This window comes from Chlamydiota bacterium (assembly GCA_016178055.1).
In the GTDB taxonomy this organism is placed as follows: Bacteria; Auribacterota; JACPWU01; order JACPWU01; family JACPWU01; genus JACOUC01.
In genome coordinates this window covers 1-25,279 of sequence record JACOUC010000050.1, presented here as the reverse complement: position 1 = coordinate 25,279, position 25,279 = coordinate 1, and the positions used below count along the sequence as shown (strand labels likewise).

At 42.0% G+C, this 25,279-nt stretch carries 20 protein-coding genes; 6 read left to right on the top strand and 14 right to left on the bottom strand.

Annotated elements, in window-relative coordinates; genetic code table 11:
- Positions 1-142: 142 nt before the first annotated feature.
- Together HYS07_07970 and HYS07_07965 are read right to left on the bottom strand one after the other, a co-directional pair.
- Positions 143-664 (bottom strand): hypothetical protein, encoded by a 522-nt coding sequence (locus HYS07_07970; protein MBI1871112.1) that lies wholly within the window; start codon positions 662-664, stop codon positions 143-145.
- A gap of 34 nt (positions 665-698) precedes the next feature.
- Complete coding sequence (locus tag HYS07_07965; protein MBI1871111.1) at positions 699-1,001, bottom strand: hypothetical protein; 303 nt, start codon at positions 999-1,001, stop codon at positions 699-701.
- A gap of 369 nt (positions 1,002-1,370) precedes the next feature.
- Between HYS07_07965 and HYS07_07960 the strand changes: the two genes are divergently transcribed.
- Positions 1,371-2,918, top strand: a complete 1,548-nt coding sequence (locus tag HYS07_07960; protein MBI1871110.1) for a sigma 54-interacting transcriptional regulator — start codon at positions 1,371-1,373, stop codon at positions 2,916-2,918.
- Positions 2,919-3,029: 111 nt separating this feature from the next.
- Here the strand turns inward: HYS07_07960 and HYS07_07955 are convergent, their stop codons facing one another.
- The 3 genes from HYS07_07955 to HYS07_07945 all read right to left on the bottom strand — a co-directional run bounded on the left by HYS07_07955 (position 3,030) and on the right by HYS07_07945 (position 10,770).
- Positions 3,030-9,149 carry a hypothetical protein gene (locus tag HYS07_07955; protein ID MBI1871109.1) on the bottom strand — a complete coding sequence of 2,040 codons (6,120 nt, stop codon included), beginning with the start codon at positions 9,147-9,149 and terminating at the stop codon, positions 3,030-3,032.
- 180 nt (positions 9,150-9,329) lie between these two features.
- Positions 9,330-10,310, bottom strand: coding sequence for an ornithine cyclodeaminase family protein (locus tag HYS07_07950; GenBank protein ID MBI1871108.1), 981 nt, complete (start codon positions 10,308-10,310; stop codon positions 9,330-9,332).
- Between the two features lie 7 nt (positions 10,311-10,317).
- Positions 10,318-10,770: a GatB/YqeY domain-containing protein gene (locus HYS07_07945; GenBank protein ID MBI1871107.1), complete on the bottom strand. Its 453-nt coding sequence runs from the start codon at positions 10,768-10,770 to the stop codon at positions 10,318-10,320.
- Between the two features lie 280 nt (positions 10,771-11,050).
- Between HYS07_07945 and HYS07_07940 the strand changes: the two genes are divergently transcribed.
- Together HYS07_07940 and HYS07_07935 are read left to right on the top strand one after the other, a co-directional pair.
- Positions 11,051-12,232, top strand: coding sequence for a class I SAM-dependent rRNA methyltransferase (locus HYS07_07940; protein ID MBI1871106.1), 1,182 nt, complete (start codon positions 11,051-11,053; stop codon positions 12,230-12,232).
- Positions 12,233-12,291: 59 nt separating this feature from the next.
- The gene (locus HYS07_07935) at positions 12,292-13,962 is read left to right on the top strand and encodes a response regulator (protein ID MBI1871105.1); all 1,671 of its coding nucleotides are present in this window, start codon (positions 12,292-12,294) and stop codon (positions 13,960-13,962) included.
- Here the strand turns inward: HYS07_07935 and HYS07_07930 are convergent.
- Positions 13,959-15,317 carry a glutamate--cysteine ligase gene (locus tag HYS07_07930; protein ID MBI1871104.1) on the bottom strand — a complete coding sequence of 453 codons (1,359 nt, stop codon included), beginning with the start codon at positions 15,315-15,317 and terminating at the stop codon, positions 13,959-13,961. The genes HYS07_07935 and HYS07_07930 overlap by 4 nt on opposite strands.
- 136 nt (positions 15,318-15,453) lie before the next feature.
- On the opposite strand from HYS07_07930, the gene glpD reads away from it, so the two are divergent.
- Positions 15,454-17,043 carry a glycerol-3-phosphate dehydrogenase gene (gene glpD / locus HYS07_07925; protein MBI1871103.1) on the top strand — a complete coding sequence of 530 codons (1,590 nt, stop codon included), beginning with the start codon at positions 15,454-15,456 and terminating at the stop codon, positions 17,041-17,043.
- Position 17,044: 1 nt separating this feature from the next.
- Here the strand turns inward: glpD and HYS07_07920 are convergent, their stop codons facing one another.
- The 4 genes from HYS07_07920 to HYS07_07905 form a co-directional block, all read right to left on the bottom strand.
- On the bottom strand, positions 17,045-17,455 hold the full coding sequence (locus HYS07_07920; GenBank protein ID MBI1871102.1) for a type II toxin-antitoxin system VapC family toxin: 411 nt from the start codon (positions 17,453-17,455) through the stop codon (positions 17,045-17,047).
- Positions 17,452-17,691: a DNA-binding protein gene (locus HYS07_07915; GenBank protein MBI1871101.1), complete on the bottom strand. Its 240-nt coding sequence runs from the start codon at positions 17,689-17,691 to the stop codon at positions 17,452-17,454. The genes HYS07_07920 and HYS07_07915 overlap by 4 nt, the downstream gene beginning before the upstream one ends.
- 109 nt (positions 17,692-17,800) lie before the next feature.
- A complete protein-coding gene (locus tag HYS07_07910; GenBank protein ID MBI1871100.1) occupies positions 17,801-19,375 on the bottom strand; it encodes an FAD-dependent thymidylate synthase in 1,575 nt (524 codons plus the stop codon).
- Between the two features lie 148 nt (positions 19,376-19,523).
- Positions 19,524-20,648 carry an aminopeptidase P family protein gene (locus tag HYS07_07905; protein ID MBI1871099.1) on the bottom strand — a complete coding sequence of 375 codons (1,125 nt, stop codon included), beginning with the start codon at positions 20,646-20,648 and terminating at the stop codon, positions 19,524-19,526.
- A 187-nt stretch (positions 20,649-20,835) separates the two neighbouring features.
- Between HYS07_07905 and HYS07_07900 the strand changes: the two genes are divergently transcribed.
- Entirely contained in the window at positions 20,836-21,291 is a 456-nt protein-coding gene (locus HYS07_07900) for a hypothetical protein (protein ID MBI1871098.1), read from the top strand.
- A 16-nt stretch (positions 21,292-21,307) separates the two neighbouring features.
- The gene (locus HYS07_07895; GenBank protein ID MBI1871097.1) at positions 21,308-22,171 is read left to right on the top strand and encodes a 50S ribosomal protein L11 methyltransferase; all 864 of its coding nucleotides are present in this window, start codon (positions 21,308-21,310) and stop codon (positions 22,169-22,171) included.
- Between the two features lie 149 nt (positions 22,172-22,320).
- On the opposite strand, the gene gpmA is transcribed toward HYS07_07895, so the two are convergent.
- From gpmA to HYS07_07875, 4 genes are all read right to left on the bottom strand, one after another.
- A complete protein-coding gene (gene gpmA, locus HYS07_07890; GenBank protein ID MBI1871096.1) occupies positions 22,321-23,070 on the bottom strand; it encodes a 2,3-diphosphoglycerate-dependent phosphoglycerate mutase in 750 nt (249 codons plus the stop codon).
- A gap of 14 nt (positions 23,071-23,084) precedes the next feature.
- Positions 23,085-23,414: a hypothetical protein gene (locus tag HYS07_07885; protein ID MBI1871095.1), complete on the bottom strand. Its 330-nt coding sequence runs from the start codon at positions 23,412-23,414 to the stop codon at positions 23,085-23,087.
- Between the two features lie 66 nt (positions 23,415-23,480).
- Positions 23,481-24,911 carry a pyruvate kinase gene (gene pyk / locus HYS07_07880; protein MBI1871094.1) on the bottom strand — a complete coding sequence of 477 codons (1,431 nt, stop codon included), beginning with the start codon at positions 24,909-24,911 and terminating at the stop codon, positions 23,481-23,483.
- Entirely contained in the window at positions 24,911-25,099 is a 189-nt protein-coding gene (locus HYS07_07875) for a LapA family protein (GenBank protein ID MBI1871093.1), read from the bottom strand. The genes pyk and HYS07_07875 overlap by 1 nt, the downstream gene beginning before the upstream one ends.
- Between the last annotated feature and the right edge of the window lie 180 nt (positions 25,100-25,279).

The window sequence follows — 25,279 nt, the reverse complement described above, 5'->3', positions numbered from 1 at the left end:
TCCCTCTGGCTTCACTCGGTTCGTTGCCTCTCCAAGTGCAGAGTTCAGTTCTGAGTCGGTGGTTAGCCTTTACTCAGGCTCCTTATTTCGGCTTGCTTTTGTTGGCTTGCTTGGCGCACTGAACTTTAAACTTTGAACTTTTTTATTGATTTAATTCCACCCACTGGTCTTCCGAAATTTCTGTCACATGCCGATCCACCTGATCAACGGGTAACCCCTGACCCCTCACCTTCTCACTCACCCACTCTCCACAATTCGATGAAGCATGAGGAAAAGATAAATCCATGACAATTTTTACTTCAACTCGACCCCCAGAAAGATAAGACTTTTCAACAATTCTCGCTCCATGAATAAAACCTGTCATGGAAACCACACTTGATTCTCTTGCCAAAACTGGACTTAATTGATCAACAGCCCTGACCAAATTTCTATAAGCCCTGACGGTCGCTGCCCTTTCCGCCATAAACCTCGCTTGCGTTGGTGAATAACCCTGACGGGGCTCTCCAATTCCCGTTGCTTCTAAGAGAGCTCCACAAGCATTTTCTTTAACCGTCTCACCCTTCTCGCTCAGAATCACACGACTCTCTTCAGTCAAGCCTGCTTGAACTCCCATAGAAAGAAAAGCGATCCCGAGAACAAGTACTATAAATCCTCCTCTCAACATAAGGCAACGCCTTTCTTTTCAGTTACTCTTTCATTTAATCCGTATAATAACCGTAAGGAGATTCATAATAATCTCTGTGATAAACAACTGGCCGCGCATAAGGATGATAACTGTGATAGTAATAAGATGGATGATAGCATTCATGATAATAAGGATCTGAATAATAGCCATAATGACTATGATAACTCGAATCTGCCAAAACCACACCGGTGATCAAACCTGTCGCTGCACCTGCCGCAAACCATCCCCAATCATCACCATGATCCGCCTGAGACTGCCCCGGATTAAAACAAATCAAACCTAATACGAGAGCAACCAAAACTGCTAGTTTTTTCATTTTAGACACCTTCCTTTCTCCAGAGAAGGATAAGAGCAAAAAAGATGCCAATGTTTTTTATTTATTAACTATCTCTTGGAGAAATAGTTATGCATTTAGAGAATATCAGCCACAAGACGAATTGTTTCAAAATGAAGCACTTTATGGTAAACTACTCTAATAACAATTGATAATAGGCATATGCACTTGATTCCCCTCGGTGCAAGCACTATGGCAAAATTTGTAGTCGCCCCATTTATGGGGCCGTGCCCCTTGCACGAATCTGCCCGATGAATCGGGCGACTACAAAAACTTAACTGGGGAAATCAAGCGCATACGCCTAATTGATAATTGAAAATGAATAATTTAGTACGTATTTAGGAGGCTAACATGGAAATGGATACGAAGCAAGCTGCACAAATTGTGAGTGAATTAGGAAAAGAGGTCTTGGCCGAATTGATCAAGGCAAGCACCCTTCTTAATTCATCGCTCGATTTATCTGAAATCTTAAAATACATGATGGATTTAACCAATCAACTTCTTCATTGTGAGGCAAGCTCGCTTCTTCTCCTGGATGAAAAAACAAATGAACTCGTTTTTAAAACGGCCACCGGTCAAAAAGCAAAAGACCTCAAACAATTGAGCCTCAAAGTGGGTCAGGGAATTGCAGGGTGGGTCGCTGAAAAGGGCAAACCTCTCATCGTTCCAGAAGTTGAAAAAGACCCGAGACACTTTGGACAAGCAGATACCAAAACAGGATTTAAAACAAAATCGATTCTCTGTGTCCCAATGAAGGCAAAAGGGAAACTGATTGGAGTGGTTGAGGCCATTAATAAAAAAGAGAATTTACAATTTGATCAAGATGATTTATCCGTCCTTTCAATTTTGGCCGATCAGGCAGCCATCGCCATTCAAAATGCAAGGACGTATGAGGCCTTACAACAAGACCATGAAAATTTAAAAAAGGAAATGGGATTTAAATATAACTTAATTGGGAATGCTCCAGCAGTGAAAGAAATTTTAAAAATTGCCGAGAAGGCCGCTCGAGGAGATTCTACGCTTCTCATTCGGGGAAAGAGTGGAACGGGAAAGGAAATGCTCGCTCGAACTGTCCATCATTTAAGCCCCAGAAAAAACAAGCCTTTCATTTCCGTTACCTGCTCTATCTTGAGTCAAACCCTTCTTGAAAGCGAACTGTTTGGCCATGAGAAAGGGGCATTTACAGGGGCCGACAGCCGCAAGATTGGGCGTTTTGAAATGGCCAATGGCGGAACGCTTTTCCTGGACGAGATCGGAACGCTGGCTCCTGAAACACAGCTGAGACTCCTTCGAGTTCTGCAAGAAAAGGAATTTGAACGCGTCGGCGGGACAGAAACAATTAAAGTGGATGTGAGAATTATCGCCGCAACGAACGAAAACTTAGAAAGAGCCATGTCGGACAATAAATTCAGAGAAGATCTCTATTATCGCCTGAAAGTGATTGAGATTTTTATGCCTGAGCTGAAAAATCGATCTGAAGATATTCCGCTTCTGGCCCAACATTTTCTAGAAATCTATTCCCGTGAAATGGCCCGTCCTGTCAAAGGAATTTCTAAAGAAACCATTGAAATTTTAAAAAATTATCCCTGGCCTGGAAATGTTCGAGAACTCAAGAACACGATCGAGCGATCGGTCGTTTTAGGGTCCAGTGAATATATTATTCCTGACGACCTCACCACAGAAATTCGTCATCCCCGCGAAGAGGCTACATCCCTTCCTTCGAGAGAGGGCCTATCCCAACCTCCTTCTGGAAACACTCTTGAAGAAGCAGAAATTCGCCATATTCAAGAAATACTGGCCAAAACCCACGGCAATAAAAGCAAGGCCGCTGAACTCCTAGGAATCTCCAGAAATCGCCTCGACCGAAAATTGGCAGGGATTAAACCAGCCGCAGAATGACTCTATAAAACCCAAATCCCGTGTTAGAAAAATTAAATCGGGCGGAAAACCTTTGAAGTCTTTACGCTGGCAAGCACCTTCCCCATCCCAAATGACATCAAACCTGTCAAATCACATATTCTTTTGGGCAATCCCCGCAGCACGGAAGGCGGCGTCAAGATCGTGGCCAAGGCGAGTGGTTTGATGGAAGGGGGGAATTCTTCCATTCTCTGGAAGGAGATCGTTTACTTCTTGAGTGGTAAAGTGAAGGTCGTCTCTCATGAATACTTTGAGTCTATCTCTATCCGTAGAGAAGAGAGCAATCGCTAACAATGCTCCAAAATCTTCAATGTTTCCAAAGGCTGTTGGAATATGATGACTCATCAAATCTCGCCCATACAGATCAAGATGTTCCGCAGGGCCAATCACTGCGATATATCTTTTTTCATTTAAATTAACGGGGCCATTATTAGCCTTTTCTATCTTACCTGCTAAATCCTCTCCATTTTCTACTTCTAAAATATCCCCTGTCTGGTAATCTTCCCTTATCTTTGCTAATTGAGTTTCATTCAGAGGCTTTGGATCATTTTTCGCATTAAAGAAAATAATCTCAACAGACTGACCGCCCTCCTCAAGCTTCCTTAATTCTCCCACTTGCCCCATCACCTCTTGGGCCTTTTCAGGATCTTTTAACATCCCCGCATTCACATAGAGCCGAATCGGCACTTTAATCTCTTTTGTGATTCTATTTGTTACAACTGTTTTGATTGCATCCTTCAACTCCCTCCATTGCCTCTCCAAAACAAGATACCCCACGCCTCGGGTGATGGCCTCTGAGGCAGTCATATTCCCTTTCTGTCTAAAATCTCTAATCCCTGTTTGGTCTGGGCCAACAGCTTCTTGAATATCTTGTGCGATATGAACCTGATTTTCGCCCTCCTCCCCTGCCTGAGAAATCGTTCCATGCTCTAAATCCCAAACGAGACCCTTTTCAGCCGCCAAAGTCGCTGCTTGAGCATTCGCTCGCATGGTGCGAACAAAGGGCAATAATCCTGCCTCGGCAATGGATTGAATCATTTTGATGTCAATCACAATAGTGTGGAGACGCTCTCCATCCTGAGGGCGTTCCGCTCTAATAAGACCTTCCAAACCTTCTATGAGAGTTCTCATACCCTGTCCGGAAATTTCTCTATCACCGCGATAATTTTTCAATTGTTCTCCCAAGACGTCTAAAATATCTAGAAGCTCTTTCCCAGAATTGCCCACATAGCTCTCAAGCGTTTCATCTGAAGCCAAAACGTTTCGCACCCTGAGCCACTGTTCAAATTGGCCATCCACCCTCGTTTCCTCTACATCAATTGGAGCGAGTTCACTCCCCCCTCCCGTACTCTGCATCACAATCCAATCTTTCAATTTCTCGAGGCTAGGGAAAGTTTTAGACAGTTTATCTATCCACCCGAACTGGACAGCGATATTGTTCAAGGCATGGAGAATCATCGTCGTTGTCAATATGCTCCAATGCACACCCGATGACGGGCCTATATTGGTCCATAACGAAGAAGGAGTCCCAAGCCATTCAACAAAATAGCTTTCAAAGAAAAGAAAGAAAAGGAGGGAAGAAACGGCCATTAAAATTCCCATGAGCAAGCCAAAAATATAATGAACTTTGTATTCAGGACCTTCTGAGTAAACCTTGAAAGAATTATATTTCCCTTTCGCTTTATAAACTTCGTAATGATCTTTTGCAAATTTTTCGCCTTGAACCCACAAAAAAGGTAAACAAATAAAGAGCAATGCAAATCCTTGCATAATAAAAAGAGCAGCTAACTGAGAAAACGAAAAATGCCCTGAAGGAGAGGAATAAAAAGCTGTTAAAAAGTTAGAAACAGAAAACCAGCCGACTCCCAAAAGCGCGGAACTGTATCGATACCGCCCCTCCTCCCATACCCCCACAAAAATACCCGATAAGATCACCGCAAGAACATGAGGGACTTTATGCGCCCTTAAATAATCATAAGCCTTCGTTCCTTTGACCGATTGAAGACCAAAGGGAGAACTTTGATCAGGAGGATTTCCTTTAATTTGAACTTCCCTCTTTTTCGCAAGCCTTCTTTTTCTAAAAAGCCATCCGGCTATTCCCAAACCAACTCCAGATGTTAGAAGTGCTAAGAGAGAAGCATGCTTATATCCCCATAAAAGAAGTGGATGACCCTCAAACTGCATCAGTCGATTGATTTTTTTGGCAATCGCCCCAAAACCAGAATCATCTAAAGGTGGCAAAGATCGACCATTCTTTGTCTTGTAACCACTATAAAACTCTCTTGCTCTCCCTCTATTTTCCTCCTGAGAGAGCCGAGTTGCACTATTTGCAAGTTCGATTATTTTGGCAAAAACAGGCCTAGAAACACCCCCTTCAGCATAACGCCTGACATAAGTGCGTAGACCCACGAGAGCCCATTCTGGATGGGGTCCATAAATCGCCTCTGCAAGGTACCCAGCAATCTCTCGATCTTCGTTCGTTACATCTTTCATCCGTTCTTCACTCCATTTATGATAGCCTTCATGCATCACTGTCATCGAAATATTATCTCGCCTAAGTGTCTCCAGATCTAGCAAGTTGCCGGACAAATCTTTTTTCTTTGACTCTGCTTCAATTCCCTCAGAAATATTTGACTCTGCTTCAATTCCCTCAGAAATAATGGTTACATCCGGTGCTTCTTTATGGAAAAACCCAAGTATATTAGGAGTGAAAGAAAACGTCCCTGCTCTTTCTAGGACGAGAATATCCCCTACATTTTGTTCTTGAACAGGAAGCGTCTCGATTATTCTCCAAAGCTGCGGAGTTGGAATGTCCATTATCTCACTCCCGATCTGGAGAGAAACACGTCCTATAATCACTTGAAAACCAATCTTTTTCAGGGCTTGATTCAGGCGATTAGAATCATCCATAGAATTTGAAAAGTGACTTTTCACCAAATCTTCTAAAGCGCTTTTCGCTTCCCTTCCTAGTAACTCTTCCGTTTTTTCTCTAATGGCTTTCTTTGTCTGATCTTGCATAAGGGAAAAAGGAGTGACTTCGAAAGTCAAATAAGGGTATAAAACATTTCTGACGAAAAATTCTGGATCGTTAATTTTGAGATCTTTCAAGGCATCAGAAATCATCTTGGCAACATTTTCAAAAGTAGAACGTGTTAAGCCCGATAGCCTTTGTCTATCGCCTGCCACCCTCTGAACAGCCTGCAAAGCCTTCTTCATATCTTCTTGTTCAACACCATAAAGGGAAGCAAGCTGGCTTAAATCTTGCCTAATAGGAAGATTCGGAGTTGTGAGTAGACAGAAAGTCATGTAGGTTGGATTTTTCGGGCTGGCATATAAGGCTTCTTTATTTTTCGAAATTTCTGCTGCTGAAGTTGATTCACCACTTGCCTTCGCCCGCTGAACAGGACCCAAAGAGCTGAGCAAGGCTGCTAAGCCAAGAATAGAGAGCCCTCCCATTCTTTGAATCTTCTTTAATAATCTTTCCAATGAAGGATAACGAGCAACATTCAATAAAACCATGCTGACTAAAAGCAAACCAAAGAAACTGATCCCACTGCTCGCTAAAACCGAGCCACCTGCCTCTGCCCCATAAGCTAATCTTCCAGCAAAGACCGCTAGCAAAAGCCCTACAAGTCCTGCTGGAATTTTGGATGGACCTCTTTTTTGACCAAACTCAACTTTCTCAGCAGAGGGCTGACTTACTTCCTCTCTTAGAGCAGATTCTGAACCTGCTTCAACTGCCGGAGCCTGAACCTCTACGGGAGGCCCTTCTGAGGTTCTCCCTGTTGCATAAGCCCATTGTGTCGCTACACCTGCATTCTCCAATTTACTCTGAGCTTTTCCACTTTGAGCATTTTCAGATTTAAGAAACTGTGCAAACTCCTGATAATCATCTTTTCCCAGGGCCTTTTTTAAATAACTTTCTGTTAAACTTTTAAAAACCCCGCCGCGTTTGATGAGAGCATCAATTCCATTCACAAAATTGAGAAGCTTGGGATCTCCCAAAAGCTTCCCTCGCTCAGTATTTTCCGTCATGAGGGATTCGATAATAGGTTGGTAGAATTTAGAATGCGTTCTCCAGCTTTCAAAATCAGCATCTGAGAGCTTGGCCTGAGAAAGAAAATCTTTGCCCATTTTTTTCAAAAGATCAACGATATCACTCTTCGATTCTCCGCTCACCACCAATCCAAATTCCTTCATCTTTTGAAAATAGACTCTGCGGTCATCGGCCTTATTCATTCGAGGAGCAATCACACAATAGCCGATATTCGCTGCTTTCAGGCGCTCTTTGAATCCTTCTGTGTGAAAGCCGCCGATCAGAAGTGCTGCATATTTAAGCTTTCTTTCTTCCATCATTTTGATGGTTTTTTTGTACATGATCTGATCCCGTTCAAGGACTTTTGCGTAGAATTTTTGGGCTATTTTGAAAATATCACCAAAATCAGGTGATTCGAAGGGGAGGTTGTTTTCGTCACATAATTTTTTCAGGACCTGAGAAAAATTTGTTACGTACTCTTTTTCTCTTTTTAAGCTTTTCCTCCCCCTTATTTTAAGGGGGACTGAGGGGGTTACTTGTTCTTTTTTCATAACTCCCCTAACCCCTAACTCCCCAGGCCCCTTTAAGGAAGTAACTCCCCAGGCCCCTCTTACCTTAAGAGGGGGTATTGATAAAAGAGGGGGTATTGTATTAAGAAGGGGACAAAAACTACTCCAAACAGCTTTTAAATCCTCTCGTTTCCCCTCCATCGTCATCACTCGCTTCAATACCTCATAGTTCTTTTCCAATTCCAGCAATTCTTTTGCTTGAGGCGCTATCGCTAAATTTTCTATAAGTTCTCCTTCGAAGTGCTCAATCTCTTCATCTAATTTTTCCCAGGAGATTTGTTTTAGGAGGGACATTTGTTGGATGAAAAGCTTGAGGTTGGGATAGAGCTCTTTTTGTTTTTTCCTCCCCCTTATCTTAAAGGGGACTGAGGAGGTTACTTCCTCTCCTTCCATAACTCCCCCAACCCCTCTTACCTTAAGAGGGGAGATACGTTGTTTTTCCCTCCCCCTTATTTTGAGGGGGACTGAGGGGGTTACTTCTTCTTCCATCACTCCTCCAACCTCTAACTCCCCCGACCCCTCTCGAGATTTTATAGTCCCTGTGGGATTAAAAAAAAGAGGGGAGAAACCCTCTCCATCTTCCGGGTCTAAATATTTACTTAAAAATAGATAATGCTCCTCATCACTGATTCTCCCCAATCGATGCTCTAATACATTCTTCAACACTTCATTTGATTCTTCCTTCGGAAGCTTCTTTTCTAATTCAGATAAAAAGGAGAGGTATTCGCTTTCAACCTTTGATATGTCTGTTTCTTCTTCGAGAGCTTGAAGTTGCAAGTAAAGAGTAAGTTGAGGAAAATTTTTAGACCACAGTCCACGGTCCATAATCCATGGGAAAAATATATTTATTCCTTTTGATCTATCGACTGTCGACTGTCGACTATTGACTGCCTTTACATACTCCCCCATCCCTATCTTGTACTCCCGATACTTCTCTCTCTTTTCCACGAGCTTCAATAATTCTTTCGAATAAATTTTCTGTCTTAAATTTTTAAACGTCTCTTCTAAATTTTCCCATTCATGCGACTGAAGCTCACGCTCCTCCATCAACTGTTTCATTAATTTCACATTGTCTACATACGTCCCTAGCTCCTCAACACCCCATCCGATCGTCTTCTGAGGTCCTGCATGGATGAGAAAAGATTCCAGGCCATTGATCTCTTGATTTTCTAACAGTTTCACTTGAGTGGTGGCGACTGCCTTTTGATCCGGGAATGAAGTAAAGAAGGACAAATCCATGAAACCCGCTGCAGCCTCTGAAAAGACATAGAAAGGCTGGTTCGAACTTTCAACTTCTAACTGTTTTAAAATCCTTTCAATATTCTTCTGCACTCCCAAATTACAGTGAATATCTTCAAGGATAAAAAGAAGGGGTTGATGAGGAATGATGTTTTGATCAACAATTTCTCCGATATCGCTTGGAATTTTAATGTTTTCTAAGAGGGAGCTGGCTTTAACGGATAGATTTTGGAATGGAATGGCCCCCAGACTCGACACAGCGAGGGGACCTATGACATGATCCTGTCCCCAACTCATTGAAATATCATAAATTAAGAACGAAACACACAGGACAATACTGATGAATTTTTGAAAGTTTTTAAAAATCATTTTCTAGCCTTAAGTCTTTGAATTCTAATAAGTTAATCACTATTCACAATTCTAGATTCTAGCACAAAATTTACAAAATCCAGGATTGAAGGGTTCAGATCATTAGACACGTCTGAAGCGGAAAAAGTCAAAAAAATCTTAAAATTCATCGCCCCTATCCAGAAAAATCGTATCTCATTACTAAAAAAACTCAATCCACTGTCCCATTTTTCGCTTTAACGCTTTTTGATAAGCCCGAAAACCTAAAGATACATCCTGAATGGCCAAACCGGTTGAATCAAAAACGGTGATTTCGTCTTGATTTTGACGCCATTTTTTCCCACAAACGATTTCTCCTAACGTTCCATCAATATCCCCTTGAGCAAGAATCCCTTCTCGAAAGGGAACATTGGCTTCTCCCCCATGAAGGGATTGCTCAATTTCATCAACGACGAAAAAAGCTTCTTTCAGAATATTCGTTTCTAATTCTTGTTTACCCGGAGCATCGGCTCCCATCGCATTGATATGCACTCCTCTCTTAAGCCAATCTTTCCTAATCAAAGGCGTTCGAGAAGGAGTCGTTGTACAAAGGATGTCTGCAGATTGAACGCAATCTTCTAGTCTTTGACAAGGAATGATATTCGAATGAAAAGAAGCCATTTTTGCTTTGAAAGAATTTGTAAAATGCTCTTCAGGAGCCCAAACCCGAACCTCCAAAAATTGAAAATGTTTCAGATGAGCTTGAAACTGAGCTTGGGCTTGAACCCCGCACCCCACCAGAGCCAACACCTTAGAATCAGGCTTAGCCAAATAGAAAGAAGCTAGAGACCCAGAAGCCCCTGTTCTTAAACGCGTGATCAAAGTTCCATCTAAAATGGATAATGGAAATCCTGTTTGAGGATCACTCAAAATCAAAATTCCCATCACGGCTGGAAAGAGACCTTTCAAAATATTATTTGGATGAGAATTCACCCATTTGAGACCGCAGGCTTCCGGGGTTTCAACATAAGCCGGCATAGCCCTAAAATCCCCTTCATACTTTTTAAGATCCAAATAAATTTTCGGGGGCATTTGGACCCTTCCTTCTCCTTGGGAGCGAAAAACCTCTTGCATCACTTGGAAGGCATCATCCTCATCCATGAGCTTCGTTAAATCCTGAGAGGTAAGAAGGAGTGTTTTCATCAAATTTTCACATCAAAATCTGTGAAACTAAGGTCTGAACTTCCTTACCATCGATTTGAGAGCCGTATTTTCCCATAACGGTTTTCATCACAAGCCCCATTTCCTTCTTCGAAGTCGCTTTTAAAGTGGCAATCGCCTCTAGAACGATTGACTTTAAAGCCTCGCCGGTCAATGGCTGGGGAAGATAGGTTTTAAGAACTTCTATTTGATCCTTTTCTTTTTGAGCAAGATCCACTCGATTCCCTTTTTCAAATTGAGTCACAGATTCGCTTCGCGTCTTCATTCCTCGCCTTAAAATAGCAAGAACCTCTTCATCTTTTAGAGGACGTTGACGATCAATTTGCTCCTTCTCTATTTCGGCCAGAATCATGCGAAAGGTCTCCAGCTTTATCTTATCCCCCGACTTTATAGAAGATTGAATATCGGTTTTAATCTTCGTAAATAAAACATCCTCTGACATAAGCCCTCCTTTTCAACTACTATATCTTTTTTCCTGCTCTATGTCGACGGTGAGGTTAGGCCCACCTCATTATAAATTTTTAGCCAAGCCTGCTTTGTAGTCACCCGATTCATCGGGCAAATCCATGCAAGGGACGTGGCCCCATAAATGGGGCGACTACAAATTCTTACACTAGCACTTGCTATCCGAGTGGAATCAGTATTAATTATAATGAGGGCGTCCTGACGGTGGCGTCAAAGAATCTGGACTTAAATGGGGCACATACGCTACCCTTTCAAGAATGAAAACAGTCACCCTTTATTCTAAAGGGATCGATCGGGTTTTAAGAGGGCATCCCTGGATTTATCGATCTCAAATCAAAGGCATGAGTCCAGGGATTCAGCCCGGCGATGCCGTTTTTGTGATTTCTGACCGAAAGAAAAAAATTGGTACAGGCTTTATTAATCCAAAATCTGAAATTACCCTACGCCTTTTGACCCATCATGAAGAATCCATCGATCTCCCTTTCTTTAAGAAAAGAATTGAAGATGCCATTTCTTGGCGTAAGCGCCATATCGAAGGAACAAACGCGATCCGATGGATCAACAGTGAATCGGACCAGCTTCCTGGTTTAATTTTGGACGAATACGCTGGACATTTTGTGCTTCAAATTTCGACACTCGCATTGGAACTCCAAAAACCTCTCCTTATTCAATTAATTAAAGATTTATTTTCCCCAAAATCACTTTATGAACGAAATGACTTTCCTTCGCGTCAATGGGAAGGGCTTCCCCTCCTGCAAGGAACTCTTCAAGGAGAAACGCCCCCCCTCGTCGAAATAGAGGAAAACAAAATTCGATTTTGGGTGAATATTTCCCAAGGGCACAAAACGGGCTTTTATCTCGATCAAAGGGAAAACCGAAAAGCCTTAAGGGGGTATACAAAGGGTAAGGAGGTATTAGATTGCTTTTCTTATACAGGAGGTTTTGCTGTGGCGAGCCTCGTTCAGGAAGCCAAAAGTGTTCTGGCCTTCGAAATATCCGAGGAGGCCCTCGCCCTTGGACAAGAAAATGCTAAATTAAATGGAGTTCAAGATCGATGGCAGGGACAACTTGGAAATGCCTTTGATCTTTTGAAATCTTCTTCCTTAGAGGATAAAAAATTTGATCTCATTATTTTGGATCCCCCTTCTTTCACAAAAAGCAAAGCCCATCTCGAGCGAGCCCTGAGAGGTTATAAAGAAATTAATCTCAGAGCCCTTAAAATGCTTCGAGAGGGAGGGATTTTGGTGAGCGCCTGTTGTTCCCACCATGTGGACGAAAAAACATTTCAACAAACTATTTTGAATGCAGCTCAAGATGCTCACCGAATGTTGTATCAAATAAATCAAGGGACCCAAGCAATCGATCATCCGATTGTTTTATCTATTCCAGAAACCAAATACCTGAAATGCTTTTTCTTTGAAGTTTTTTCATCCTCTTGACCGAGTCTCTAAGTAGCGTATAATTAGGATATAGGATATTACATCACCCGAGGCCTGACGTGGAAAACGAAAAGCCTAAAATTGCTATGATTGATGACGATGAAGACATTCTTGAAGTGACCCAGGCATTTCTAAAGAGACGGGGCTTTGAGGTTTTCACCGCTTTAGACGGAGAGAAAGGACTTGTTCTCATCCGAGAGACAAAGCCGGATCTCATTCTATTAGACCTCATGCTCCCCGGAATCGACGGTTTTGAAGTCTGTAAGCAAATCAAAGAGGACCGGAATTTATGGCATGTCCCTATTATCTATTTTACCGCACGTGGAGAATCCTCAGAAAAAATCTCTGGCCTTAAAAGCGGGGCGGACGATTACGTGACGAAACCGTTTGAGCCTGAAGAATTGCTGGCTCGCATCTGGATGATTCTCAATCGGACTTATACTGTTTTAGATGCCAATCCACTCACTAAACTCCCTGGCAACAATGCCATTCAAAAACAGATTGCATACCGTCTTGAAAAAAATGAGCCCTTTGCCATTGCTCACTTAGACATCGATTATTTTAAATCTTTTAATGATGAATATGGGTTTGAACGGGGGGATGATGCGATTCGCAGCCTCGCCGATCTTCTCTCCCCTATTGTGAAAGAGAAAGGAAATCCAACTGATTTTGTCGGCCATATCGGGGGGGATGATTTTGTGATCATCAGTGATCCCAACCATATGGACCTTCTTTCAAAAGAAATCATTCATCAATTTGACATTCTTTCTCCACACTTTTATAATCGAGAGGATCGAGAAAGAGGATGCATTGTGATCAAAGATCGTCAAGGCATCTTGAGAGAGTTTCCACTGATGTCGCTTTCGATTGCGGTGGTCACCAATGAAAAAAGGAAACTGACCCATATTGGGGAAGTGAATGCGATTGCAGCAGAGCTTAAAAAATATGTCAAAACACTCCATGGATCTAACTGCGTTAAAGACCGCAGAGGTTCAGAGCCTATTGGATCCAATCACCACGCCCTTCTCAACCCTTCCAGAGAACTTGAAAAAATGGCACACGCCATTCATGAAAAAAAGATTAATCTTTTTTTTCAACCCATTGTCGACGTTGAAACCAATGTTCCTCAGGGGCATGAAACCCTGCTCAGAAGCATGCAAGCCGGTAGTGTCCTTTCTCAAGAAGAGCTCTTCAATGAAGCCATCGACCTTCGAATGGAACGGGAGTTGGGAAGAATTTTATTTGAAAAAATTCAAATTTTTACTTATGGCATGAATCAAAACTCGTGGATTCTCGTTGGACTTCATCCCAGAATTTTTCTTAATCTATTGGAAGATCCTGAAAAACCTTTTGAAAATATGAAGATGAATCTGCATCGCCTCATTTATCAGCTTCGATCGGGAGACTTAATCCGCAATGATACCTTTACCAAAGAAATGATCGAAAAAATTAAAGAGCAAGGATCTCAAATTTCTATCTCTCTATCCTATGGAGGTCCTCTTCCTCTAACCCTCCTGTCCGAGTTTAAACCCGCTTTCCTCTATCTGGATCCCTCCTTTGCCGCCAAAATTGCAGCCGATGTCACTCAGCAAACACTTATTAAAATGCTTGTGGATATGAACCGTACATTGGGAAGTCAATTGATTGTATCTGGGGTTACAACAACAGATCAAAAGGAACTGCTCAAAGGTTTAGGCGTTCAATGGATGTCAGGGAAAATTTTTGTTTAAATTCTACAGTACTCAATAAGCTTCAGGGGATTTTGATTCCAAGAACCTTGCCAATGGATTAAAAGCCTTTCTGCAGGGGAATGTCCTTCTTGAATGATTTCTTTTACAACTTCTAAATATTGAATTTCTTTTTCATTTGAGAGGGCCTGATCACGCAAACGCCTGAGTCCTTGTTGGGCGTACTGAACGAGAAGGCTTGCTAGATTGCTCATTTTAACACCCCCTATATAGGCCTTTAAACCAAGGAGAGCCGCGTCATGAAGCCATCTCTTTCGATCATCTATTGTTCCCTCTGAAACCAAATCCCAAGCCGATTTTCGAGCGATAGAATCCAGTAGAATTCCCTTCCAAAATGCCAAGAGGCCCATGCTGACGGCTAAGGAATTACGATCCGCACTTCGAAGTTCAACAAAAGGATTTAAACGTGCTTCTGGAAAAACAGATGTTAAAAATAATTCCCAATCTTCCTCCGTAGCAAATATCCCTTGAAATCCCTCTTTCAAAAATTGACCCCAAGTAATGTTTTCTAAGGGGATCCACTTCTCATCCCGAAGTATAAACATCATCGGAACTTTTAAAAGATAACTCAAATAACTTTCGAATTTGGGTGGACCTTCGAGAACCTCCCTAATGAGTCCACAACGATCCGGGTCCGTCCCCTGCCAGCCTAAAGCTCGTAAGCTTAAAGGGCCAGGAACCTTGCCCTCTAAAAAAGGAGAGTTTGCAAAGAGTGCCACCGTTAGAGGTGAAAGGGCCATCCCCACTTTTAATTTTTCCATGGCATCCTCTTCACCCGTGAAATCAAAATTGGCTTGAAGCGTCGCCGTTTGTTTCATCATGCGATGGGAAAGAGGACCCTTACGAATTAAATATTCACGCATAATTTTATAACGCCCTTTTGGGACCCAGGCAATCTCGTTAAGCGGACTAAAAGGCTGCATCCCTAACTCCAACCAGGCAATTCGGTATTTAAGAGAGGACTCTTTTAATTCCTGATAATGCTCTTCTAGCTCAAGTTTAACCTCATCCAAAAAACGAGCAGGAGTTCCGCTTAATTCCAACTGTCCCCCAGGCTCAAGATGAATCTCAGCCCTTCCCCTTTTTAAGGCAATGGGTTTCCCATTCTCAAGAATAGGTTCCCAAGAAAATCGAGAAATGAGTTCATAAAAAACCTTTTCAACCCCCCGATCTCCCTCATAGGAAATCGCTTCCCCCGTCTCCTGATCCACTCCTAAGAGTTCCGATTCTATACCCGTTAAAAGGGAAACAGGTTCTTTTTTTACAAACTGATGAAAATAGTTAAGAAGATAGGTGTCATCTGTAACCTTAGAATGAGTCAAACAAGAATTTTCCATACCACAAAACACCTTTTGAATGAAGAAAGAAAAATGGAGAGTAAAAAATTAAGGATTTTATTTGTGTCTGCTCTAATTTTACATTTTTAATTTTTAACTCTTAACTCTTTGTCCTAATTCTATCATAATATCCTTCATGAATTCAAAGCCTAGAGAGCTTTCCCACTTAAAAACAACACTATTTGACCTCCTCATCATTGGGGGTGGGATTAATGGCGCTGGAATTGCTCGAGATGGGGCTCTCAGAGGTTTTAAGGTTTGTCTCATTGAAAAAGGAGATTTTGCAAGTGGAACGAGCAGCAAAACTTCTAAATTAGTCCATGGAGGGCTTCGTTATTTAGAGCATGGGGATTTTAAACTAGTCTACGAAGCCCTTCAGGAAAGACATCACCTTTTAAAAATAGCCCCCCATCTGGTTCATCCCTTGTCTTTTTTTCTTCCTATTTATCAAGGGGATTCTAGAGGAGTTCTCAAAGTTAAATTAGGCCTGACTCTTTATGATTGCTTAAGCGGAAAAAGAAATATCCAAACTCATAAAAATTTCCCACTCTCCCAACTTTCAACTGAAGTCCCACAAATCAATTTAAACGGCCTTAAAAAAACTTTTCATTTTTATGATGCACAAATGAATGATGCCCGATTATGCCTGGAAAATATTCTCTCTGCCGTCGAAAGTGGAGCTTGTGCATTCAACTATTTTAACGCTGTTCGATTCCTAGAAAAAGAAGGACGCGTCTCTGGAATTCTGGGAAAGGATCTCATTTCAAACCAAGAATTTGAAATTCATGCAAAATTAGTAATCAATGCGACCGGGCCATGGATTGACCAACTTTTGGCTAAAAGAACCGGATCTCCCCAAAAAAAATTGAGACTGGCCAAAGGCATTCACATCATTTTACCCCGTTTGACAAAAGAGCATGCTTTTCTTCTGACCGCTCAACAAGATGGACGGGTTTTCTTTTCTCTTCCGTGGAGGGATTTCACATTGGTCGGAACGACCGATACGGATTTCTCAGGGGATCCAGATCATGTCACTGCTGAAATCGGAGAAATCCAGTATCTTCTCTTAGAAATTCAAAGAATCTTTCCAGGGACACCTCTATCGAGGAAGGACATCATTTCTACCTTTGCAGGAGTGAGACCCCTTATTCATGAAGAAAGGAAAAAGCTCTCTGAAGTATCACGCGAATACCGTATTGAAGAAACCTCTCCTGGTCTTTTGAGCATTCTGGGAGGTAAATTTACCACGTATCGAAGTCTGGCCGAACGAGCGGTGAACCAAGCGACTCAGATCCTCCATCTCCATCAAAATGAACCCTGCCGAACAGCTCTCCTCTCTCTTCCTGGAGGAGGAAAAATTCCAACCGTAGAAGAATTTTCAAAATCCTTTGATCTCGATCAAGTCACAATCCAACATCTTTTAGCCACGTACGGCTCCCGAGCACTTGAGGTCGCAAAAACAGCAAAGGAATGGGGGACGCAAGGACAACTTTGCCCGCATCATCCTCATATGAAGGCCGAGCTTCTCTACGCCTTCACCCATGAAATGGCCCAAACACTGGATGATTTTTTTACCCGAAGAACGTTGATTCGCTATACCCCCTGCCGCGGAATTTTGTGCATGGAAAACATCGTCAAAATACTCTCAGGGCTCTCACTCTTTTCAGAAGAAGAACTCCAAACGCAAAAAGAGAATTATTTACGATCAATCAAGAAGGATAAATAGGTTAGAGATTTTCACTTAAAAAACCCTCAATAGAAGTTGCAATTTCAGGAAAATTTTTCAAAATTTCCCGATCCATCGTCACAAGGGGTGTTCCCGATTCTTGAGCCAATCCCACATATTCACAATCATAAGCGGAACACGTTGAGCTTGCGACCAAGTTCAAGATTTGTTTTGTAGACACCGAATATTCATGTGCCCCCATGAGGACTTCCGCCTCTTTGACAATCGTTATGGCCATTTCTAGAGGCATTTTATTCACACGAATATACCCTGCCAGAATATTCCTTAACTCAGAACGCCAAAGGAAAGGGGCTGCCCATTCGGCATCTTTTGCATACACACGCTCTACAGATGATGTATGGATACCTTGAATTAAGAGATAGGCAAGAATGTTCACATCGACCACGATCATGATAGACCACGTCGTTTGTGAGAAGCTATAAATCGATCGGTTAGTTTTACGGAAATCCTTGTCCTCAACTTCCGAACACGCTTCAAAAAAGCTTCTGCACCTACACGGGGAGAATAAACGGAAGACTCAAGACACACAATCATTTCACGATTTAAACTACGATGATTTAAAGATGCTTGTCGCTTCAGCAAACGATGTAAACTTTGAGGAATATTTTTCAAAGTAATACTCATCATACTACCTCCTAAATGGTTCCATAATGGAACCATAACAAAAAAAAGACGGATTTTCAAGAAAATCCTTTTCTCTTTACTGATTATGACTCTTTAACGCGCATCCCAAGCTTTAAATGATCCTCTCATACTCCTCAAGCTCCAGCCTCCAGACCGGGATCCCGCAAAAACGCTCTCCTTCTGGACAAATGGGACGCGTCCCGGCCCAATCGCGAAGACTGCAAGGAGGGCCCAAAAACTTTCCAATGCGGGGATGAATCTTACGCACTTGTTCCACTTCATCCTTGCAGCTTGCCCAAATCTCTTCCTGGGCGTTATAGCAAAGACGACTGGTCCACTTATGATGAAAACTCGCTAAATCTCCTGATTCCTCAAAGCGAATGGGAAAGGCATTGGGCAAAAGATAAAATGCAAATTCTTCTGAAACACCCTGATCCAAAAGTCGTCCGATGGAATTCCAAGTCTTCTCAATCACATTCTTAAAATACTCCAGGGCCTGAGATGTTTTTTCAATCACAACAGGAACAATAAAGTCTGGACGGTCTGGAATAAAGTGCCCCGCTAAAATGGGCCGAGAGCCGGGGGTCATGCGGTGACGCTGATCTTGAGAATCAGCGGTATGGCTTAACTTTTTCCTAAATGTAAAATGGGGATGAACCAAAGTACGTGCGAGTTTTCCAAGAGAAATGAGATTTAAAGCTTCACCCAAAAGCGTGTTCTTCAAAGGATCCATCACCCTCTCAATCGCCTCAGCATTAGAAAGCTCATGCTTCGGCAAGCCCAATACCGTTCGCACGGCCTGGGCAAGGCTTTCTTCCCCTTTCTCTTTATAATCGATTAATTTAGATCTGAGAGGCCCCAAATCTTCATCAAATTCTTTCACAAAATTTTCATGAACCCGATTTTTCTCATGAAAATTTAAAAAAACTTCGTATTCAGGGGTCTGGTCTAAAGGGAGGGGATCTTCTAAAAGTTTAAGATACTGAGGTTCTATCTTCAAAACTTCATCCACCATTTTTTGAACCACCATCCTTGTCTCTAAAGGGGTGTCCCACTGCTGCGAGAGGCGGTAATATCTCAAAAGAGTAATGGCACTCACCGTATGATAAAGATGGGCATGGGTCGCAACCGGAAGGACATAGCGAGCCACTTCCTGCTCTTTTTTCTTCAGAACCGATTGCCATCTTTTTTCTTCTAGATTGCGAGCTGGAAAAATTCTTTTAAATTCTTGAGCAAGGGTAGGCTCTACAAGCTTCATCAAGGCATGATAGGCCTCCATCTGCATTTGAATGGTTTCTAAATAAAGAGCTTGGGCCGAGTCAGATAAAGGAGGAATCAAAAATCGGTCAGACTTCACTTCAACATAGCGTTGACTCACCTGCTCTGAATTATAATAGGGATGGCTATGCAAAAAGGACCAAATAAATTGACGCGACACTCTCTCCAAAACAAATTGAAACGTGGCGTGTTGAAGTGTCGTGTGATGCCCCGCTTTATAGATACTTTGTGCAATGGCATCTCTTCTCTCTTGGGCCTTCTCATCTTTAGAGACATCCTGGGAGGTAATCACCTTAGATGAATAACAAGTCCGAGCCGTCGCTACAAAATTATTGTAAGAATCCTGAAAAGAATTCTCCAGGCGGACGATGGGTTCGGGGGATATTTTTAGATCTTCCTTCAAAAGCATGACAAATTCCTTTTCATAAATCAAAAATTAAAAATCAAAATGCAAAATGACAAATCAAAATCCAAAATTTCTAATGCCATTGCAAGGGAGACATTTTAATTTTTGCATTGTCCGACAAGATTTTTGATGTTTGATTTTTGGATTTTATTTACTCCACTTCTAACTCCTTTGGAAAACGCGTCAAATTCTCACATCCTTCTTTGGTCACAAGAACCATGTCTTCTAATCGAACCCCACCCGCGTCCAAATAATAAAGCCCAGGTTCAATGGTCACCACCTGTCCTGCCTGAAGAATATTTGAGAGAGATCCAATTCTGGGTAGCTCGTGAATATCGAGACCCACGCCATGCCCCGTCCCATGGAAAAAACCCTGAAAGCGGCCATCGATCTTTCCCGTTTCAAATCCAAGCGATTTAAATCGATCAAGAATCATTTGATGAATCGATCGGCCATCGGCCCCCTCTCGAACCTGTTTAAATCCAATCTCTTGCCCTTCCAACACGGCCTGATACATTTTTTTTAGTTTGGGAGAGGCCTTTCCCCTGACCACGGTCCGAGTCATATCCGCAAAATAACGGGTGGTCATCGAACGCGGAAAAACATCTAGAATGATGGATTGATGAGCCTTTAAAGGTCCCGATCCTTCGTTATGAGGATCGACCCCATCCGTTCCACACGCAACAATGGTGTACTGTCCTATACAATTTTGACGCATCAAACTTAAATGTAAAATCTCTTTAATTTTCCGAGAGGTCAGAATCTCCCCATGATGATAAAGAAATTCCCCGCGAATCTTGCTCGAGGAAATCACCTCCACCGCCTCTTCAACCGCTTCTTCAGTAGCTCTTTGAGTCTGACAAATGGCCTCAATTTCTTTAGGGCGTTTGATCAAGCGTTCTTCAAAAAAGGGTTCTCGCTTAAAAGAAATGGAAAAACCCTTTTCTCTGAGAGGATCGGCATATTCAATTGGAAAATTTCCGGGAACGAGAATTCCTTTCACATCTAATTCTTTCAGAACAAACTCAATCATATCGACCGATTTGGGTTGGGCAATTCTTTTCAATCGAAGCCTCATTAAAATTTCTGTGCTAGAAATGACTTCGTCGACCTCGGCCTGAAGTTTCGCACGATCCAGTTCAAGATCGCCCATGATCAGAATTTTTTTCCCATTGAGAGCAATATAAATAAAGGGATCCGGCGCAAGAAAACCGGTTGCGTAATAAAGATTTGAATCTTTTTCTGAATCGGCCACTATTAATGAAGCTGAAGTCATGATCAACCATCCTCAAGTTCTCATTGTTAATTTAAAATTCAAAAACCAAAATGCAAAATGACATATTAAAATCCAAAATTTTTAATGCTACTGCAAGGGAGACATTTTAAATTTTGGATTGTCCGACAAGATTTTTGATATTTGATCTTTGGATTATTCATAATGATGATTATGCTATAATCTGCGCATGCCATTTGTCATTCAATTTTTATTTACTCTATCACTCTTGGGGTTTATTACAAACCTCATTCTGGGTTATGTCCAACTGGGACAACCTCAATTTTTCACATTGCATTTTGTCATTGGACTGGCATCAACATTTTTAGGAGTTCTGGTCGATCAAATGTCCACTTCCTATTTCTTAGGAACCCGGGACCGATTGATAGAAGAAAACAAACTCGATAAAATTCCACCTATAATCCTTGAAGAAGCCAAATCCATTAAAAAGAAACTTTTTGCTGCTTGCGGTATGTCCATGATTTTTCTTCTCTTGAACGCGATGATTGCCGGATGTACTTATATTAAAATAATCCCTCCTCTGGTCCATCATGTTCTCGCTTATCTCATCATCATGTCTCATGCCCAAGCATTCCAGGTCAGTCGTCGATTCCACTCTTTTCGTGACAAGCTTTTCTTATCTTGAGATGAAACATCAAACCATGATCGAACTTAAATGTCGTTTTGAAACAAAGGACCCCGATGCTGTCCTTTCCACTTTAGTTGATTCTTGTGGTTTTGGAGCTACCCTAGAAGCAAAAATTGAAGCAAAACCTGAAAGAGAAGAATATTGGGCAAAAATTTATGCCAAAACTGATTCAGAAGCGCTTCTCTTCAAGAAAAAATTAATTCAAATTCAAACTCCCATCTTCACCCATTTTAGAATGAGATCTATTTCTTCCAATCAATGGGCCCTTCGATGGAAGAAGGGCTTAAAAAATGTTCGCATTTTAAATAAACTTGTCATCCAGCCTCTCTGGCTTAAATATAAAAAACGAAGAGGAGAAAAAGTGATCAGGCTAGACCCGGATATGGCTTTTGGAACAGGCCATCACGCCACAACTCAGATGTGCCTCGAATGGCTGGTCCAACAGGCTCACGATTGGAAGAGCATTTGCGATGTGGGTTGCGGCTCTGGAATTCTTTCTATTGCAGCTGCCAAACTCGGAATTCAAGAAATTCTGGCCCTCGACATGGATCCAGAAGCTATTTTGATTTCTCAAAAAAATGCCCGCTTAAACCGCGTGGCTCAAAAAATAAAATTTATTGCAAGCCCTCTGCAAAAGATAAAATCCAAAAAGGGCTATTCAGCTGTCTTGGCTAATCTAACCGCGCTCGATATTAAAAAAAACTGGAAAGAACTAGAACAACTCACGAATCAAAATCTCATCCTTGCGGGTATTGAAGAAAGCCAAGTTAAAGAATTTCTCCCCTGGCTCCAATCACACAAGAACTGGAAAATCCTGGAAGGAAAATCCATTGGGGAATGGCATGGATGGCTCCTAAAAAAACAGTTTAAGGTTTAAAGTTCAAAGTTTAAGGATTTAAAACTTAAAATTTTTCTCTCTGCACTTTGAACCTTTCTTCTAGCGTCCAGATGTCTTTATGTTTTTCCTTCGACCCTCGACCTTCCGCCTTCAACCTTGCTTTTTATCTTTAAACCTTAAACCTTGAACTATTTTTTAGCCTTCCCTTGATTTGCCACCGCCTCCATCGCCCTTTTTACCTCTTCTGGATTCCCCAAATAATAATGGCGAATAGGTTTTAGCTGATCATTGAGTTCATAGACCAAAGGCATTCCTGTGGGAATGTTAAGCGCAATAATCTCTTCATCACTCACCTGATCCAAATATTTGACCAAGGCCCTTAAAGAATTGCCATGGGCTGCAATGATCACACGCTTTCCTGATTTTACCACTGGGAGAATGACATCTTTCCAATAGGGGATAACCCGATCCACCGTATCTTTCAGACATTCTGTCAGAGGAAGCTCATCATCTTTTAAATGTTGATAACGAGGATCATTCCCAGGATAGCGAGGATCTTTTTTTTCTAAAACTGGCGGAGGGACATCATAGCTTCGTCTCCAGATAAGCACTTGCTCCTCTCCATATTTTGCTGAGGTCTCAGACTTGTTGAGCCCCTGAAGCGCCCCATAATGCCGCTCATTCAACTTCCAGTGAGGATAAATTGGAATCCACATCAAATCCATTGGGTCAAGTGTCAACCACAATGTTCTGATGGCCCGTTTCAAAAGCGAAGTATAGGCCACATCAAAAACAAAACCCTCTTTTTTAAGAAGCTGCCCACCTCTCTTGGCCTCCTCAACGCCTTTCTCTGATAAATCCACATCCGTCCAACCGGTAAAACGATTCTCTTTATTCCACGTACTTTCCCCGTGTCTCAAAAGCACCAACTTATGCATGAATCTCCTCCCTTTCAGAGCTTTACAAACAAGAGCACCATTCCAATGACGATCAGGATAGGGCCCCAATATTCCATCTTAATAAAAAACAACGAATGCCCTTTCTTCAACTCCAATTCTTTTCCTGTTCCTTTATCGATCACAACTCTGCCCGGCTTTTTGGAGAGGAATCGGCCCAGCACCCATACCATAACCCCGGACACAACGAAGGCAAACATCTTTGGCCAGCCATGATCCTGATAATAAGAGAGATTAAACATCGCTTTTGCGCCTAACTCCGTTAGAACAAGCATGGCAAAAGTAATGACCGCAACTAAAAACCCTAACCCGCTCCAAATAATCATTTTAGCCTCCAGGTTGATTTTTCAGTAACCATCTTAATAAATCTTTCACATAAAGAATACGCATCATCAAACCTCATCCACTCTTAACAAATTAGTAATCCCAGGTTTTTGAATAGGAATCCCTGTAATCAAGACAATCGATTTTGAATTTCCTACCAGTTTTCGCTTTTTAAGTTCACGCCGAGCAAGACTAAACATTTGATCTGTATTTTTAACCATGGGGGTTAAAAGGGGAATCACCCCCCAAAAAAGAGTCATCTTTCGCCAGGTACTTTCCTGGGGGGTCATGGCAATCACCAAAGCTTGCGGTCTAAATTTTGAAACCCTGAGGGCCGTGCTCCCCGAAAAAGTAAAGGGAACAATACGGTCTATTTTCATCTTTTCGGCAATCTCACTGGCCGCTTGAGCAAACCCGAAAGCACTTAAAGCCGGATTTCCCTCACCCACTTTTAATTTAATCAAGGGAATTTCTCTTTCAACTCTTTCAAGAATTTTGGCCATCATTTGAACCGACTCCACTGGAAACTGGCCTGCAGCCGTTTCTCCAGAGAGCATGACCGCATCCGTCCCATCCAAAACTGCATTGGCCACATCGGAAACCTCCGCCCGAGTCGGATTCTCCTTTTCAATCATGGACTCAAGCATTTGGGTCGCCGTCATGACATATTTTCCAAAGTAAGCTGCCCGTCCGATGATTTTTTTCTGCAAAATGGGAATTTCTTCAAGCCCCATTTCAAGTCCCAAATCCCCTCGAGCCACCAACGTCCCGTCACTGGCCCCTAAAATTTCATCCAGATTTTCAATGGCTTGAGGTCTTTCAATTTTTGAAATAAGATGCGGCTGATGTCCTGATTGCTTCATTCTCTGTCGAAGACGCTCAAGATCATTTCGAGATTTGACAAAAGAAAGGGCAACAAAATCGACCCCTTGCCGAAGACCAAATTCAAAATCCTTATAATCCTTCTCGGTAGGACACGGAATATGAACTTCACTGTCTGGAAAATGAACCCCTTGATGAGATTTTAAAATCCCCTTTGATAAGGAAACAGTTGAAACTCCCTTAGAATGAATCTTCTCCACCTTAAAAGTCAAGGCTCCATCCCCAATCAAAATACGATTTCCTTTTTCCAAATTTTGAGTCAGATGAGCATAAATCAGAGGAACAGTATCCGACGAAGAAGAGCGAGAAGAAAATAAAATGGAATCGCCCTCTTTGACCTGAAGAGGCGACGGGAGTTCACCTAATCTAATTCGGGGACCTTGAAGATCCTGTAAAATACCTATTGGCTTTTTTAAGATTCTTTCCACACGCCGAATATCGTAAATAACGCGTTCAAACTGCGCATAAGCCCCATACGAAAAATTAAGCCGCACAACATCCATCCCAGCTTCCGCCAATTTACGAATCATCGAATAAGAGCTTGAAGCAGGACCTAAGGTACAAACAATCTTAGTTTTGTGCGTTCGAGGCTGGGGCAAGGGACGGGATCGTATCATTATTTTCTCATCGAAGCAAAAAGTCCCAAAATGACTCCCACCAAAAGGGAGAGACAAATCAAAAGCGCCTTGGGCATATCCCATTCAAAAATAAGAAACTTTGTCCGAATCACCGTAGAATTCTGAAAAACAAAAATGATAAAAAAAACACAGAGTGTTAGTAGAGAAACAATTTTGATTTTTTTCATAGCCTCGTACCAATCTTTACAAATTTAAAACTCTTCGCTTTTTAACTTGTCGAGTAGACATATATTTCAATGCCCCTCACGGAACCGTACGTGCGGATTTTCCGCATACGGCTCTTCAGTAAGCCTCACTCAATTTTGACGGTATATAAAAGCGATGGACGATCCGTGGCTTCGGTAAGG

Bases quoted from the DNA above. Each gene is read 5' to 3' on its own strand.
- HYS07_07905 (MBI1871099.1), bottom strand. From the start codon at position 20,648: ATGACTTCAGCTTCATTAATAGTGGCCGATTCAGAAAAAGATTCAAAT.
- HYS07_07885 (MBI1871095.1), bottom strand. From the start codon at position 23,414: ATGATTATTTGGAGCGGGTTAGGGTTTTTAGTTGCGGTCATTACTTTT.
- HYS07_07960 (MBI1871110.1), top strand. From the start codon at position 1,371: ATGGAAATGGATACGAAGCAAGCTGCACAAATTGTGAGTGAATTAGGA.
- HYS07_07945 (MBI1871107.1), bottom strand. From the start codon at position 10,770: ATGTCAGAGGATGTTTTATTTACGAAGATTAAAACCGATATTCAATCT.
- HYS07_07970 (MBI1871112.1), bottom strand. From the start codon at position 664: ATGTTGAGAGGAGGATTTATAGTACTTGTTCTCGGGATCGCTTTTCTT.
- HYS07_07950 (MBI1871108.1), bottom strand. From the start codon at position 10,310: ATGAAAACACTCCTTCTTACCTCTCAGGATTTAACGAAGCTCATGGAT.
- HYS07_07875 (MBI1871093.1), bottom strand. From the start codon at position 25,099: ATGAAAAAAATCAAAATTGTTTCTCTACTAACACTCTGTGTTTTTTTT.
- HYS07_07910 (MBI1871100.1), bottom strand. From the start codon at position 19,375: ATGCTTTTGAAGGAAGATCTAAAAATATCCCCCGAACCCATCGTCCGC.
- HYS07_07965 (MBI1871111.1), bottom strand. From the start codon at position 1,001: ATGAAAAAACTAGCAGTTTTGGTTGCTCTCGTATTAGGTTTGATTTGT.
- HYS07_07940 (MBI1871106.1), top strand. From the start codon at position 11,051: ATGAAAACAGTCACCCTTTATTCTAAAGGGATCGATCGGGTTTTAAGA.
- HYS07_07895 (MBI1871097.1), top strand. From the start codon at position 21,308: ATGATCGAACTTAAATGTCGTTTTGAAACAAAGGACCCCGATGCTGTC.
- glpD (MBI1871103.1), top strand. From the start codon at position 15,454: ATGAATTCAAAGCCTAGAGAGCTTTCCCACTTAAAAACAACACTATTT.
- gpmA (MBI1871096.1), bottom strand. From the start codon at position 23,070: ATGCATAAGTTGGTGCTTTTGAGACACGGGGAAAGTACGTGGAATAAA.
- HYS07_07955 (MBI1871109.1), bottom strand. From the start codon at position 9,149: ATGATTTTTAAAAACTTTCAAAAATTCATCAGTATTGTCCTGTGTGTT.
- HYS07_07930 (MBI1871104.1), bottom strand. From the start codon at position 15,317: ATGGAAAATTCTTGTTTGACTCATTCTAAGGTTACAGATGACACCTAT.
- pyk (MBI1871094.1), bottom strand. From the start codon at position 24,911: ATGATACGATCCCGTCCCTTGCCCCAGCCTCGAACGCACAAAACTAAG.
- HYS07_07900 (MBI1871098.1), top strand. From the start codon at position 20,836: ATGCCATTTGTCATTCAATTTTTATTTACTCTATCACTCTTGGGGTTT.
- HYS07_07915 (MBI1871101.1), bottom strand. From the start codon at position 17,691: ATGATGAGTATTACTTTGAAAAATATTCCTCAAAGTTTACATCGTTTG.
- HYS07_07920 (MBI1871102.1), bottom strand. From the start codon at position 17,455: ATGATCGTGGTCGATGTGAACATTCTTGCCTATCTCTTAATTCAAGGT.